Origin of the sequence: Caproicibacter fermentans (genome assembly GCF_014303955.1) — a bacterium.
Classification (GTDB): Bacteria; Bacillota; Clostridia; order Oscillospirales; family Acutalibacteraceae; genus Caproicibacter; species Caproicibacter fermentans.
Map to the genome: position 1 here is coordinate 1,063,877 of NZ_CP060286.1, position 13,706 is coordinate 1,077,582.

The window sequence follows — 13,706 nt, forward strand, 5'->3', positions numbered from 1 at the left end:
TGCCTTTCAAAAGGCAAAGAATTTCTTTTATCGCAGGCACAGATTCATCCCCGCCCCTTCACACAGGCAAAAACAAAAACGGTCCCATGCGCGAAAAGGAAACAGAGGCGGGAGAAGGCCGCCCCCCCTTCCTGCCCAAAGCTTCTCCCATTTATGGAAGCTGCCCTTTTTCCCTTGGCTCTTTTGCTCTCATCGGTGCAGCCGGTGTTTCGTCCACACGGGATACGGCCCCGTCTTTCAAAAGACGAGGCCGAAGATCTGTCGTGTTCAATGACTCTTGTTCAAACCGACCGAGCTCAGAACGATTGTCCCGATTCCGCAAATGGTAACCACAATTCCGATTACAAGCCCGGATATACTGAGTCCCTTTGACAATGCAATCACCTCTTGTTTATTTTACCGCGGAACAGGCTCCGGCGCAAGACTTTCCGTCAGTTCGCTTTTTTGCCTCCAAGAATCACCACGGAGGACAGGGTTTCTCCATCGGACTGATAGGTTACTTTTAATACGGTACCGTCCTGAATGTCGGACAGCGACGCCGATTCTTCACCCGATTCAGTCTGCTTCGATACGGTCTCGCCGGAAGAGGCCGGCCCTCCCATCATCTGCTGCGCCGACAAAATACTCTCATCCGAAATCGTAATGGTTTTGGTTTCTCCCGTCAAAGTCAGCATATCTCTATTGCCTCCGTCTTCCGGTCTGGAGCCGTTTCCTCCTCCGGAGGGTGCCTTGGAAGCTGCATTCGCCTGATCTCCGCTTTGATTTGCAGGCCGATCTTTGCCGCCGCTCTGCGGTTTCCCGGAATGATCGGTATCCGACCGGCTTCCGTCTTGCGTTGTCCCCGGCGTCCGGTCTTTGCTATGCCCGTCTGTATTCAGTGTTCCAACCGCAATCGTAATCTTGTTTCCGTCCACCGCGGTCACTTTACCGAAAACCACGTTCTGATCTGCTGCCGCAGACGACTCCGAAGCGGCATGATCCGATTGTGAGGATGAAGCAGCGGATGCTGAAGAATCTGCCGACTGTGCCGATGAACAAGCGCTTGCACCAACTAGGCAGAGAGACGCCAGCATCAGCGTTCCCATTTGAATCTTATTTAACTTTGTCATAGGGCCAGCTCCTTTTTTAGGTAAATTTTTCCTGCTCTGCTACTATAGAATTCGTTTATGAAAGCAGGATGAACAGGCCATAAGAGTTTCATGAAAATGGCGGCCGTGTTTTTATGAAATCGGAGCGTGAGTACGATTCAGGCTATTCCAGCAAAAAAAACTCCTGCGTGACCGAAATCAGCAGGAGTTTTTTGTTTTCGCAACCTTATGCCAACGCAACGAGTCTGGCACTGACGCCGCCGGCCCTCGCGCCGTTTTTCACCGAGACGGCGGTGCCCACGCTTTCGCCCCCCGTAATGGAAAAGGTAACGGTCGCGTTTCCGGCGCTCCGGCCGGAAATTCGGTAAAGAAACATGCTTCCGCTTTTTCCAACGTACTGGACCGAAACGCTGGACTGATCGGAAGACGCCCAGATTGAATTTGCTTCCACCCCTTTTGTGGTCACACCGATGACATAGCTCCCGCCGGGCGCCATGGTATAAGACGACGTATCGATCGTGATTCCGGAGGAAACCCTGGCGATCACCTTCTGTCCGTCAATCTCAATCGTTACCTGGCCTTTGCCCGTTCCGGTAATCGGGTAAATCCAGGCCGGATTTCCGCTGCTGTCCTTTACCGCTTTCCCTTCGCCGACGGTTGCGACGGCGGAGTTGTAAGACATGGCGTGCGGAGCGGCGGATGAGGATGTCCGTGCGAGCACCCAATACCGGTCCCCCGTCAGAATGGAAACCGTGGAAGTGTCCAGCGTGCCGTTCCCGGAATCGCCGTCGCCGGGATCGTCGGAGTACCCGGTTGAAAGGACGCAGGAGTCCGACTTGTAATCATTGAGGCGGGTTCCATGCGAGTCCACCAGGTAGGCGATCAGCGTTCCTTTATACATTCCTTTGACCGAAGAAGAAACCGATACTTTACAGGACAGCCCGCCGGAATCTACCGATTTGGAAAACGCGGAGGTATCTCCATACAGTTCCCATACCAGTTTGGTGCCGGTCGCAAACTTGGAAAAGTCCGGCTTCACATGGGCCTTTACGGTCGCGGATTCCCCGGGATTTATCGAGAGGCTCTGGTTGCTCAGCGTAATTCCGTCCGAAACCGCATTGGTCAGCACGAACCTGTCCTCGGGGCCGCTGTCGTCCTTCGCTTCGACGCCGTAGTCATAAAGGCGCACGTCGTCGTCGGAGACGGAGTCGCTGTCCGCGTAAAACGCCGTATCCCCCTTGCCGACATGGTCGCTGAAGATCAGCAGCGGTTTGCCCTCGATGGAATCGTGCACGGTCAGCTTTCCCGAATGGAAATACAGGGTGCCCGGCCCCGTCAGCTGATCCAGTTCCAGCGAAGAGCTGGTCGAAAACTCCGCGCCGTCCGTAATATAAAGCTCCCCCGCTTCGATTTTTTCATCCGCCGTCGCATTGGTCTTGTTTTTCACGACGATTTCCTTCATGTTCTCCAGCGGCGGCAGCGTTGCCGTATATTGGTTGATGCTCAGGGTCGCCGTATCGTCGCCGTCGAATCCTCTGGTTTTCAAAGTGCAGTTGTTCAGGTTAATATTGCTCTCGGCCGTCATCGTCCCGGTGACGTTTACTTTGGCCCCGGAGGAAACAGTGATCTCGTTTGCCTCCAGGCTGCCGCCGATCTTTACGGTGCTGCTCAGGGACGCCTCTTCGTCGCAGCGCACGTCATGGCGGATGTTTCCCCCGGAAATCTTCAAGTCTCCGCCCGCGTCAACAGATTTCATATCCCCGTCCTTAATTTCAGCCGAGCCGTCGCAGGAGACAGAATCCATCACGCCGCCCTGAACCGTCAGTTTCGAGCTGCTTCCGCTTACGGTGATGTTGGCTACTTCGCCGCTTTTCACCGTAAGGCTTCCGTCATAGGTAACATCTTCCCCTGTCACATCTTCGAAATTGTCCTCGTCCCATGTTTTGCCCCAAGCGGAAGCGAGGCCCAGATATGTCTTTGCACCGTGCATATTAATGACTGCCGCCGATGACGTCGCCGCGAAAGCGGGCGGCGAAGACAAAAGCAATAATAACAACGGCAAAAGAGCGGCGGTCCATTTCTTCATAGTCTTCCCCCCTGATGATTTCGGGTCCATTGTATTCTGGAAATTTAAGTTCCATTTGTACCCGTTTTTTAAATTATACCGTGAGCAGGAAATGATTTCAAGGAAGATGGAAGAAAAGGTGGAATATTTTGCCGAATTTTTGCGGTTTTTTCCCTATTTTTGTTTCAAAACCATGAGCGAGCAATTACTTTCTGCCCGGGCGCTGCATCGGCCGCGCGAAACAGCCCAGATAATTTTCTTCCGCAGCCGCCCAATTAATCAAACGCATAAATGCGTCCAGATACTCGCCCCTTCGGTTCTGGTATTGCAAATAATACGCGTGCTCCCACACATCAACCAGCAGCACCGGGCAGAATCCACGGGGCAGCGGGGTATCCTGATTCAGGGTATTTAAAACTTTCAGCCGGCCCCGGCAGTCCGCCACCAGCCATCCGTAGCCGGAACCGAACTGGCTCTGTGCGCATGTTTTGAGTTTTTGATAGAATTTGTCCATCGAACCGAACGCCGACAGGATGGCGGAGTGAAGCTTCCCCTCTGGTTCCTGATTGCCCGGGTGTTCCATCAGATTAAAGTACAGGTTGTGGTTGTAAACGCCGCCCGCATTGTTCCATACCGCCGTCTGCACTTGAAACGGCAGACGGTAATTTTCGCGGATCAGCCGCTCAAGGGTCCAGTTCTGATAAGCCGGCAATTTTTCAAGCGCCTGATTCAGATTGTCTACATATGCTTTGAAATGTTTGTCATGGTGAAATTTCAGAGTTTCGGGGTCCAGATATGGCTCCAGTGCATTGTACGAATAGGGGAGCGGAGGCAATTCAAACGGATAATGGCTGTTCATGGCAATCGCCCTTTCTTACTGTTCTTGTAAATTTATATTCAATTTTTCATGCGGATAGTCGCAGGAAAAGCGTTTCTTTGAAACACTGGAAGAATTTGAGGGATTGTCTTTTTCTCAGGTGAGTGTTACGATAGGAACAAGAAAAGTTACAAATTTGTAATACTTGGCCGCCTTAATTACACATTTGTAACATTTTTAAATTTGTTTTCAAAGGAGTAGTTTATGAAAGGTAGATTATTAGCTCTGCTTTTAAGCCTGATCGTCAGCGGTACAGCCGGCCTTTATGCAAAAAATGCCGCGCAAACATCCGATCAATCAGCACCGGCCGCCAGTTCAGCGGTGACAGCGGTATCCCCGCAGAGCGAAGCAGCTTCTGCTGAAACGTCCTCCTCTCAGGAATCTTCTGCTGTTCAGTCGGGCGGCATTGTCGTTTCCACACAGAATTCTTCCTGCCCGACTTCCGAGAACAGCACGGCAGCCAAAGCGGATCCTTCTTTGAAGGCTTCTTCCGCGGCTTCATCCCAGAAAAGCTCGGCAGCTTCCGGCAGCACCTGCAGCCAGAGCACTGATTGCAGCACAAACTCCGCCTGCGCGTCCACACAAAGCAGTTGCGTACAGAATTCCTGCGCCCCGGGTACTTACCAGTATTGCACGCAGAACTACAACTGCGGCCAGACGGGTACAAACAGTAACTACAGCAACTATCTGAACGACGTGATCAGCCGTCTCACCGGCAAAAGCTGCAGTCAGACCCCGTCCGGAAGCGTCTCCTCCAAGCCGGCAACGTCCGCTCCTTCCAAGAGCAGTTCTTCCGGTACCGCCGCGTCTTCGGGAAGCACCGCAACCGGAACATACGCGGATTTTCAGAATCAGGTACTGCAGCTTGTGAACAAGGAACGCACCAGCCGCGGCCTGAACGCGCTTTCCATGGACAGCGCGCTGAACAAGACCGCCACGCTGAAGTCACAGGATATGGCAAAGCTCGGCTATTTTGACCACACCTCTCCCACCTACGGTTCTCCGTTCGATATGATGAAACAGTTTGGAATCAGCTACCGTACCGCGGGTGAAAATATCGCCATGGGACAGACCTCCCCGACGCAGGTCATGAACGGCTGGATGAATTCCGAAGGCCACAGAGCCAACATTCTGAATTCTTCCTTTACAAAGATCGGCATCGGAGTCGCCCAGAACTCAAACGGCCAATATTACTGGACCCAGCAGTTTATCGGCTGATCTAATTTGTCAAGCTTTCAGCCCCCGGCGGTGGTCGGGGGCTTTGCCATACATTAACGCTTTTTTCTTGCCGCGGATTCTTGCTTTTTTCCTGATTTGAGGCTAAGATAAAAGAAAAGCGCGGGCAATTATGGGGAGGGACGGTTTATGACAGACACGGAAAAGTTTCAGCGGATGATTGACGAAAGCCGCCGCATTGTTTTTTTCGGCGGCGCGGGTGTTTCCACGGAAAGCGGCATTCCCGATTTTCGAAGTGTCGACGGATTATACAATCAGCACTACTCGTATCCGCCAGAAGTCATGCTGAGCCACAGTTTCTACCGGTCCCATACAAAGGAGTTTTTTGATTTCTACCGGAATAAAATGCTCTATCTGGAAGCGGAGCCGAATCCGGCGCACAAAAAGCTGGCGCAGCTGGAACAGGCGGGGCGGCTTTCCGCCGTGGTAACGCAGAATATCGACGGACTGCACCAAAAAGCCGGGAGCAAAACGGTTTATGAGCTTCACGGTTCCGTTCACCGCAATTACTGTCAGCGGTGCCACAAACGGTACGATGCGGAATTCATCCGGCAAAGCACGGAGATCCCGATCTGCGAATGCGGCGGCGTTATCAAGCCCGATGTTGTTCTGTATGAGGAAGGGCTGAACCAGGACACGATTTACGGCGCGGTAAAAGCCATTCAAAACGCGGATATGCTCATCGTCGGCGGAACGTCGCTCTCGGTCTACCCTGCCGCAGGACTGATCGACTACTACAGCGGCAATCGTCTGGTGCTGATCAACAAAACGACCACCCCGATGGATGCGAAAGCCGATCTCACTCTGAAAGGAAGCATTGGGGAAATTCTGGAGAAAATTCGGATTCCTGAAAAGGAATAGACGCCCGGCAAATCGGCGGCGGTTCCGCCGCCGACGGCTTCGGGACAAAATAAAAGGGACTGTTGCAAAACAGCTTTAATAAAAAATAATGCACGAAAAATGCGCCTTGATCGGGCTTTGTCAGCCGTGTCAAGACGCATTTTCTTGCTTTGAGGGCTATTCCGCCGTGCAATTTTGCTATCGCCTTTGCAACAGCCCCTTTATTCCGATACAACCTGAAAATCAAAAAACTTCTACAAATTCTCCACAAACTGAATTTTCAGGCCGTTCGGGTCAAGGGCAAAGAAAAATCTGGTATGAGGATTCGGCTGAAACGGTCCGCTTTGAATCTTGATTCCTTTGCTTTTCACAAAATTCATCATTTCATCAACGGACGGAACCGTAAACCCCAGAGAAATATCCGCTCCCATGTCGATCTCACGATTCTCCCGGCTGCAGATCAATTCGACCTTTGTTTCTCCCTCTCCCAAAAAGGCAATCTCGGTATCCGGCCCGGCCTCAAATCTCCTGTTTTCCCGAAGTCCGACGATCTCCCGATAAAATTCCAAAGATTCCTCTAAATCCTTTACATGCAGTGAAGTCCAGCAAAAAGCCATTTCTGTTTCCTCCTGATTCTGTAAGTTTCGCAGGGGTGCGCGCAAATTTTTCTGAAATTAGGATACCATAAAAAGAAAGGAATCAATCAATTTAAAATATTTCATATAAGGAAATGGGAATGTCATCTTTTTCAACTTATCGCCGATTGACGGAAGTATATCAAAAAGCGGCGGAGCTGCCGTTTGACCGGACTTCAAAAATCGTTCTGATCAGCGACTGCCATCGCGGCGACGGAAGCTGGGTTGACGACTTCAGCCACAACCAGAGCCTTTACTACTGCGCGATCAAATATTATTACCGGAACGGTTTTACCTATATTGATCTTGGGGACAGCGACGAATTGTGGAAAAACCGGCATTTTTCCGGCATCTGTACGATCTACGCGGATATCTTCGAACTGCTGCATCAGTTCTACTCCGAAAACCGGTACTACATGATTTACGGCAACCACGACATTGTGAAAAGGTATCCTGCCTTTCGCAAAAACAATCTGGACCGATACTACAACACGAACACGGACACCTTTGAAGGCCTTTTTGAAAATGCTGAAATTCACGAGGGCCTGATTTTAAAGGACACCGACAACCAGGTAAAGCTGTTTCTGGTCCACGGTCATCAGGGCGACATCGTCAGCGACATCTTCTGGCGGGTCGGGAGATTTCTTTCCCGATACGTTTGGAGACGTCTCGAATTCTTCGGCTTCAAGGACCCGACCAGCGCCGCGAAAAACTACGACAAGAAAAAGAAAGTGGAGAGGAAGATCATCGGCTGGGCCGCCGACCGTCACCAGATTGTGATTGCGGGCCACACTCACAGGCCGACCTGTCCGGATGAAGACGAGGTTCCCTACTTTAACACGGGCAGCTGTATCCATCCGGACTGCATTACCTGCATCGAAATCGTTCACTCTGAAATTTCGCTGATGAAATGGGGGTTAAAGACCAAAGACGACGGGTCCGTTTTTGTCGACCGGGAATTGATCGCCGCGCCGAGAAAAATTCAGGGTCAATAAGGTTCTCCGTTGACCGGAATCGGGGAACACCAGGCCTTTCTGCCCTGTGAATCGATCAGTATGACGCGCACGTATTTGTCGGTGGGTTTCATCCGGTAGGTCGCGCCGGTTACGCCCCCGGTAAAGACCCTGTCCTGACACCAAACGGTATTGCTGTTAAAGATGATTGTATCCACACAGGAGGATTCGACGCGCACCGCGTCGCCGCTGAATCTCACGGAATGGAACTCCGGACCCTGGCTGGCATAGAAGTCTCCGTTTCTGATGGAGCTTTTAATGGAATCCGGCGTAAGCTCCCGCGCGTTCACCATGATGTAGGAACGGGTTTCTTCTCCCTGATAAAAATGGCTGTCGTCCGCGGCCATACAGGGAAAGAACTTCCCCATGGAAGCCCAGATGTCGATATAAACGCCGGAGTCCGCGCGTTCGCCGTTCCATGGCAGGCCGGAGACGGAATTGTAGATTTCCACTCCGCCAAGGCCGGTCAGGCCAAGACAGTCCGCGGGATTGGTGACCGACCATGCGGGGTGCGCAAGAATCGCGATTCCGTTCGCCGCATTGATCGCGTCAATGATTTTCTGCGGAGGAAGCGACCGTTCCAAAGAAACTTTTGAGTCCATCCCCACTCCGACAATATGAAACACCGGCGTGTTTACCATATCCCCCGTATCCCATTCGCACCCGCTCAAAAGCAGAAAGCGTTCGGTCGTTTTACACTCGTTCTGAATCCAGTGGTCCGTCAGGGCGGCAAAATCATACCCGGCTTTTTGATAGCGGCTAACAGCCTGCTCCGGAGAAAGGTGCCCGTCGGAACGAAGCGTATGCATATGTAAATTTCCTTTGTACCAGTTGCCGTCCGTACGAAATGCTTCTTTCATTGCTCATCCTCCAATACAACTGCCGTATTTACCGTTTCCACCAGTAAGTTTCACCCTGCCTGAACAGTTTGAATCCACAGCGGGTCAGGACTTTTTGAGACGGAAGGTTGCCGGTTTCCGTCTCGGCCGTTACATGCTTTACCGATTCCTGTTTGAAAGTCCACTCGCACATTGCCTGAACCGCTTCCGTCATATAGCCGTGGTGTTCGTATTTGTTTCCCAGTCCGTACCCGATTTCCACTTCCCCATTTTGATCGGGAGGCGCTTTAAAGTCGACGGATCCTACCACAACGCGGGCTTCCCTGCGGACAAGAAGCCAAAAGCCGGCACGTTAAGTGTCTCCTTTCTTTCCTGATATTTCCCCGTCATTATAGCACACAGGAAACAAAATAGATAGCCCCCGGCCGCCGTGTGGAGTTGGCCGTTCCGCATACAGACTCATAAACTGAGCAGCGGGATCGCTCTTCATTTCCGTTATGCGATCAGATCGCTGCTCCCCCCCACGCCTTTCAGAACCATATTTTAACCGTCTATTACTATATGTGGGTGAAAGGCACGACAAAGCAGTTAGAATGAGGAACAATGGGTCTTACGTACACCCTCCAAGGACGATCGGCTCTGTGTCTTAGCGTCTGGCTCATTGATTAGGGATTCTTGTCTACACCTAGGACAGTATAGGGGGAAGTTTTCGAGTATTGTATCGCTATTTTTCTGCTCTAATAATTACTGTTCCACAATTTTGATACAAAGCCTTAGCAGTTCTAAAACCGGCATTTTTCATAAGTTCAAATTGATGTTCCAATGTCAGTGGAATATCAATATGTATCAACATATCTTCGGGTATATTATTTTGCTTGCGCCTATATTCATATCCCTCAAGACAAAGCGCTTCCTCTTCATCGCAACAGGCAATGTAGTCACATTCTATATAATATCCACCAGCTTTTATCGTCTGATAAAGCTTACTATAAATCAGTTGTTTTTTTTCATATTTAAAATGATGAAGTGTCTCAAAAGACATAGCAGCGTCAAACTTGTTTTCCTCAAACGCGTATTCAAAATAGTCCGCATTGATTATTTGAATGTTTTTATCACCATAGCTTTTTCTCAATTTATCAAGCATAGATTCAGACAAATCGATGCCTGTAACCTTGACTTCGGGAAATCTCTTGTAGATTGATTCAAGCTCTAAACCCGTGCCGCAACCAATATCAAATAATGTTTTCAAACCATCATCAAAGAAATCTGCGATATGAGCGTATTCCTCGCCCCAATTTTTTAAATGAACATTATTATATTCACTAATCCTATTCGCGAAAAAATCCGCCATTCCTTCCACGGGAGCATTCTTTACCCCATCAAGCCAATCCTTTAATTCTTCTAGATATTTTTCTGTTTCTTCCTGAGTTCGGATTTTACTTTTCAGCATAACAATTTTTCATCCTTTCATAAAATCCACTTAATAACGATTGAATATCAGTTTCATTTATTCTCATTTTATTTGCGGCAAGCTCGGTAGCAAGACCACTTGACAAAAGCCAAATATCAATAAAAATTTTTTCAGCAGTAGGTTTATCAATCCTAAAGTCAGACGTTATTGATGATATCGCTTTTTGATTCCATTCAGCATTTACTATCTCGTCAAGACTTATTCCCTCTAATGTGTTTGATAAAAACATAGCTGTATATAGGTTCTTTTCATATAAAGCAAACAAAACGTGCGCTTTAGCCTTACTAATCACATAATTGTTTCTGTCAATACGTCTTTTCACAAATAGATCATATTCTTTATCAATCATCCGTGTAACTGCAACTTTTAGCTCGTCCATTCCTGTAAAAGAAAGATAAATCGGTTGTGTGGAACACTGCAATTTTTCAGCAAGATTTCTTGCATTTACAGCGTTCAATCCGCATTCACGTACAATCTCTAATGAGGCCTGTAATATTGCTTCTTTTGAGATTTGCTTTTTAGCAGGCATTTATTCAAGCACCTCCAGTCGTAACAATAACTAATGTTATTGATAACATTAGTTATTGTACAAATAATTATACAATTTGTCAAGGGTCATAGTTTTTTGTGGATCTCCCCGTTTTCCTCGATGTTTTCGCAAACAAAGAGGGCCCAGGTAGCAGAAATTTTTAAAGGCTCACGGCAACGAGTCTAATAAAATTCTTATGTCTTGAAGTTGACAATACTAATGGGCAGTGGTAATATAAATGTGCTGTATGACTGACGGAGGTGGATTTAACCACAGGGAGTACAGCGTTTTGGAAGCCGACCGTCTGGGCATGATGCTTGGATTGGTGGGTCTTTTTTATTTTCTGAATGCAGTTCATATCATTCAGAGAACATTTGAATCATGAGCAGAGTAGAACGTTGTGCGTAAATCATTGATTTACAGTGCCTTCTGAACGGGGAGTTGTCAGAGGGACGAAAAGCCTTTCAGGGCTTGCGGTACAAGGTTCGCATCCCGCTGCTGCATAAGGAGAAGCGGTGTCATGATTGTGCCTCTTGTTGTGTAGCTGTGCTGCATGACAGGAGGTGTATTTAATGGTCACAACTTAGAAAATCAATTTAACCGTAAACTTTCTATGTCACGATTATGAAAGGAGAAGTTAAATTGAAAGATTCAACTTTATATGTGCGCCGCATCACAATCTCTGCGGTATTTCTCAGTATTTCACTTGTTTTAAAAACAACATTTTCTTTCTACATACCGATGTTTGGACAAAATGGAATGAGCGTTGGCATTTCCGGGATTTTCTCCATCATGCCATCCCTGTTGTTCGGGCCTGTGTATGGAGCTGTTGTGTCCGGCCTTTCTGATTTTTTGGGTTACCTTTTAAAACCCGTGGGAACCTATATCCCTCTTATGACGCTGGTCGTAGCTGCCGGTGGATTTATCCGGGGCGCATTATGGTCTGCTCTTCGCAACAAAGACAGCAGGAAAATGAGAATTGCAGTTGCAATTTTTTCCGCGCTCATGTTATTTGCAGGGATTTGTAATATTGCGTTTCTCGCTGCCGATGGCGTTGATAGTGAATTCTACAATCATGTACAAAAAGAAAACATCAATACGGACAACATGCACCTTATCAGCAAAATGTTGATTGAAAGAACCCTTGGTGCAAAAGATCCGTCGGGAAACCTGACAACCTATATCTCTTGGGTCACAACCGCAATGATTGGATACGCAGCTCTCGGCATCCTGTTGTTAGCCTCTGATCTTTTCCTATCGAAAAAGCTTGTTCATGACACAAGCAGGGGGCGGATCCCCCAGCTTCTTATCGCTATGATCGGTTCCGGCCTGATTGTTACCACTCTCAATACCATCGTCCTGTGCGAAACAATCTTTACCGCATGGAAGGTACTGCCGTTTGCAGTCATATGGATTCCCAGAGTGATTGAAGAAATCCTTGGGAATACAGTCAAGGCATATTTTGTAGCCTTACTGCTGGGTATTTGCAGAAAACAGAAAACCGTGCAAGAGATAATGGACGGGCCATCCGTTAAGCTAGAAAGGGACCCAAAGGATTCGTAGGATTGGAGTAACAACCATGAAGCACTATACGGTTTTAAACGAAAATACACATCTGTTTCCGGTGGTGATTGATTTACCACACAGCAGCACCTTTGTCCCCGAAGACATTCGCAGCAGCCTACTTGATGGTGCCTGTCTGTCAAACACAGATTGGTTTTTGCCGGAGCTATACGACTTTCTTCCTGCAATGGGATGCACAACAATAATCAACCACCTAAGCCGCTATGTAGTTGACATGAACCGACCGGCCAATAGTGCAAGACATGGGGATTACCGCAAAACCGTGGTCTATCAGGAAAATACTCAAGGTAGCCCTTTGTATTCTTCACCGCTGGATGAGAATGAAATTAACCGCCGGGTAAGCCTGTATTATAATCCTTACCATCAGGCGCTTGAAAAGCTGTTGCGTGAAAAATTAAAAGTGTATCCATCGGTTCTCCTTTTGGACCTGCACAGCTTCTTCCTTGATTTTGGCGACGGCGGCAGTCAGGATATTTATTTATCCAACCGACGCGGCGTTACGTCCTCTGAACAGACATTGCATCGACTGCATGAAAATCTTGCAGCACAAGGCTACAGTGTTATAGAGAATGCAAACTTGGGAGGACACATTATTAACCATTACCGTGAGCTTTTTGGTGAGCGGATTGAGGGCATAATGATGGAGCTTCGTTATACCAAATATATTGACAACCGCTACTTTGGCGAGGAGGAACTAACGGACAGAAACGAAATGCTTTTTCAGTCGGCAAAGCAGAGGCTAAAGGAAGCGTTTATGCGGCTGCCTTGTTTTTGGGAGTAAATAAAAGCAGGCGCAATCGCAGCGCATAGCTGACGTTGCATGGCCAACAATGGAAGTGATTTCTACGTAAACCGATATCATCAATAAAAAGCACACAAGGAGGAATTATCCGATGGAACAAAAAGATTACTGGAACAATGTTTCAGAGACGAAGCAGTTTACAACGCCTTTTCAGGCCGGCGAGTTCTCCAATTATCTCAATCTCAATGCCGTCATTCTTGATGTCGGGTGCGGCTATGGCCGTACACTGGACGAATTGCACCATTTTGGTTACAGGCATCTGATCGGCATGGATTTTTCGCAGGGAATGATCGAACGGGGAAAACAGCAGGCTCCTTATCTTGACCTCCGTTTGAAAAAAGATGCAGGGATTGATTTGCCGGATCATAGTATAGACGCAGTGATACTCTTTGCCGTCCTGACTTGTATCAGAAGCAATGAAGAACAGCAGGCTCTGATTTCCGAAATAAATCGTGTATTAAAACCTGCCGGAATTCTCTACATCAACGATTTCCTGATCAATTCTGATGAAAGGAATCAAGCCCGCTATCAAAAATTTGAAGCAAAATATGGCATCTATGGAGTCTTTGAATTACCGGAAGGTGCTGTCCTCCGCCATCACTCAGAAAAATGGCTGAAGGAGCTTCTGGCTGATTTCAGCACATTGAAATATGAACGCCTGACATTTACGACTATGAACGGGCATAAATCGAATGGATTTTATTTCATAGGAAGGAAACTTTCCTGA

At 48.2% G+C, this 13,706-nt stretch carries 13 protein-coding genes, 2 pseudogenes and 2 riboswitches; of the genes and pseudogenes, 6 read left to right on the forward strand and 9 right to left on the reverse strand.

All coding sequences use genetic code 11. The annotated features are described in order from the left end of the window. Positions 1–431: 431 nt before the first annotated feature. The 3 genes from HCR03_RS05280 to HCR03_RS05290 form a co-directional block, all read right to left on the reverse strand. Positions 432–1,109 carry a hypothetical protein gene (locus HCR03_RS05280; protein ID WP_187036988.1) on the reverse strand — a complete coding sequence of 226 codons (678 nt, stop codon included), beginning with the start codon at positions 1,107–1,109 and terminating at the stop codon, positions 432–434. Between the two features lie 205 nt (positions 1,110–1,314). Then, a complete protein-coding gene (locus HCR03_RS05285) occupies positions 1,315–3,174 on the reverse strand; it encodes a hypothetical protein (RefSeq protein ID WP_187036990.1) in 1,860 nt (619 codons plus the stop codon). 184 nt (positions 3,175–3,358) lie between these two features. Next, positions 3,359–4,012 carry a superoxide dismutase gene (locus HCR03_RS05290; protein WP_187036992.1) on the reverse strand — a complete coding sequence of 218 codons (654 nt, stop codon included), beginning with the start codon at positions 4,010–4,012 and terminating at the stop codon, positions 3,359–3,361. A 222-nt stretch (positions 4,013–4,234) separates the two neighbouring features. Between HCR03_RS05290 and HCR03_RS05295 the strand changes: the two genes are divergently transcribed. After that, positions 4,235–5,248 (forward strand): CAP domain-containing protein, encoded by a 1,014-nt coding sequence (locus HCR03_RS05295; protein WP_156990083.1) that lies wholly within the window; start codon positions 4,235–4,237, stop codon positions 5,246–5,248. A gap of 147 nt (positions 5,249–5,395) precedes the next feature. After that, positions 5,396–6,127, forward strand: coding sequence for an NAD-dependent protein deacylase (locus HCR03_RS05300; RefSeq protein ID WP_187036994.1), 732 nt, complete (start codon positions 5,396–5,398; stop codon positions 6,125–6,127). A 233-nt stretch (positions 6,128–6,360) separates the two neighbouring features. Here the strand turns inward: HCR03_RS05300 and HCR03_RS05305 are convergent, their stop codons facing one another. Then, on the reverse strand, positions 6,361–6,723 hold the full coding sequence (locus HCR03_RS05305) for a VOC family protein (RefSeq protein WP_187036996.1): 363 nt from the start codon (positions 6,721–6,723) through the stop codon (positions 6,361–6,363). 119 nt (positions 6,724–6,842) lie between these two features. Between HCR03_RS05305 and HCR03_RS05310 the strand changes: the two genes are divergently transcribed. After that, positions 6,843–7,736 (forward strand): metallophosphoesterase family protein, encoded by an 894-nt coding sequence (locus HCR03_RS05310; protein WP_228725111.1) that lies wholly within the window; start codon positions 6,843–6,845, stop codon positions 7,734–7,736. Here the strand turns inward: HCR03_RS05310 and HCR03_RS05315 are convergent. The 5 genes and pseudogenes from HCR03_RS05315 to HCR03_RS05335 form a co-directional block, all read right to left on the reverse strand. Beyond that, on the reverse strand, positions 7,730–8,614 hold the full coding sequence (locus HCR03_RS05315; protein ID WP_187037001.1) for a CehA/McbA family metallohydrolase domain-containing protein: 885 nt from the start codon (positions 8,612–8,614) through the stop codon (positions 7,730–7,732). The genes HCR03_RS05310 and HCR03_RS05315 overlap by 7 nt on opposite strands. A gap of 28 nt (positions 8,615–8,642) precedes the next feature. Beyond that, a pseudogene (locus HCR03_RS05320) lies at positions 8,643–8,927 on the reverse strand (GNAT family N-acetyltransferase); the annotation flags it as partial. 254 nt (positions 8,928–9,181) lie between these two features. Next, positions 9,182–9,316: pseudogene (locus HCR03_RS20270) on the reverse strand (cysteine-rich KTR domain-containing protein); the annotation flags it as partial. A 1-nt stretch (position 9,317) separates the two neighbouring features. Then, a complete protein-coding gene (locus HCR03_RS05330; RefSeq protein ID WP_156990087.1) occupies positions 9,318–10,043 on the reverse strand; it encodes a class I SAM-dependent methyltransferase in 726 nt (241 codons plus the stop codon). Next, a complete protein-coding gene (locus tag HCR03_RS05335; RefSeq protein ID WP_066647952.1) occupies positions 10,030–10,593 on the reverse strand; it encodes a TetR/AcrR family transcriptional regulator in 564 nt (187 codons plus the stop codon). The genes HCR03_RS05330 and HCR03_RS05335 overlap by 14 nt, the downstream gene beginning before the upstream one ends. A 237-nt stretch (positions 10,594–10,830) precedes the next feature. Then, positions 10,831–10,910: riboswitch (ZMP/ZTP riboswitch) on the forward strand. A 67-nt stretch (positions 10,911–10,977) separates the two neighbouring features. After that, a riboswitch (THF riboswitch) is annotated at positions 10,978–11,093 on the forward strand. Positions 11,094–11,235: 142 nt separating this feature from the next. On the opposite strand from HCR03_RS05335, the gene HCR03_RS05340 reads away from it, so the two are divergent. The 3 genes from HCR03_RS05340 (at position 11,236) to HCR03_RS05350 (ending at position 13,706) form a co-directional block, all read left to right on the forward strand. Continuing rightward, positions 11,236–12,156, forward strand: coding sequence for an ECF transporter S component (locus tag HCR03_RS05340; RefSeq protein WP_187037005.1), 921 nt, complete (start codon positions 11,236–11,238; stop codon positions 12,154–12,156). Between the two features lie 16 nt (positions 12,157–12,172). Then, positions 12,173–12,958 carry an N-formylglutamate amidohydrolase gene (locus HCR03_RS05345; protein ID WP_187037007.1) on the forward strand — a complete coding sequence of 262 codons (786 nt, stop codon included), beginning with the start codon at positions 12,173–12,175 and terminating at the stop codon, positions 12,956–12,958. 112 nt (positions 12,959–13,070) lie between these two features. Beyond that, positions 13,071–13,706 carry a class I SAM-dependent methyltransferase gene (locus HCR03_RS05350; RefSeq protein WP_066647957.1) on the forward strand — a complete coding sequence of 212 codons (636 nt, stop codon included), beginning with the start codon at positions 13,071–13,073 and terminating at the stop codon, positions 13,704–13,706.

Excerpts from the sequence above, each read along its gene's own strand:
- HCR03_RS05295 (WP_156990083.1), top strand. The coding sequence starts at position 4,235 with ATGAAAGGTAGATTATTAGCTCTGCTTTTAAGCCTGATCGTCAGCGGT.
- HCR03_RS05285 (WP_187036990.1), bottom strand. The coding sequence starts at position 3,174 with ATGAAGAAATGGACCGCCGCTCTTTTGCCGTTGTTATTATTGCTTTTG.
- HCR03_RS05300 (WP_187036994.1), top strand. The coding sequence starts at position 5,396 with ATGACAGACACGGAAAAGTTTCAGCGGATGATTGACGAAAGCCGCCGC.
- HCR03_RS05315 (WP_187037001.1), bottom strand. The coding sequence starts at position 8,614 with ATGAAAGAAGCATTTCGTACGGACGGCAACTGGTACAAAGGAAATTTA.
- HCR03_RS05305 (WP_187036996.1), bottom strand. The coding sequence starts at position 6,723 with ATGGCTTTTTGCTGGACTTCACTGCATGTAAAGGATTTAGAGGAATCT.
- HCR03_RS05330 (WP_156990087.1), bottom strand. The coding sequence starts at position 10,043 with ATGCTGAAAAGTAAAATCCGAACTCAGGAAGAAACAGAAAAATATCTA.
- HCR03_RS05350 (WP_066647957.1), top strand. The coding sequence starts at position 13,071 with ATGGAACAAAAAGATTACTGGAACAATGTTTCAGAGACGAAGCAGTTT.
- HCR03_RS05290 (WP_187036992.1), bottom strand. The coding sequence starts at position 4,012 with ATGAACAGCCATTATCCGTTTGAATTGCCTCCGCTCCCCTATTCGTAC.
- HCR03_RS05345 (WP_187037007.1), top strand. The coding sequence starts at position 12,173 with ATGAAGCACTATACGGTTTTAAACGAAAATACACATCTGTTTCCGGTG.
- HCR03_RS05335 (WP_066647952.1), bottom strand. The coding sequence starts at position 10,593 with ATGCCTGCTAAAAAGCAAATCTCAAAAGAAGCAATATTACAGGCCTCA.
- HCR03_RS05310 (WP_228725111.1), top strand. The coding sequence starts at position 6,843 with ATGTCATCTTTTTCAACTTATCGCCGATTGACGGAAGTATATCAAAAA.
- HCR03_RS05280 (WP_187036988.1), bottom strand. The coding sequence starts at position 1,109 with ATGACAAAGTTAAATAAGATTCAAATGGGAACGCTGATGCTGGCGTCT.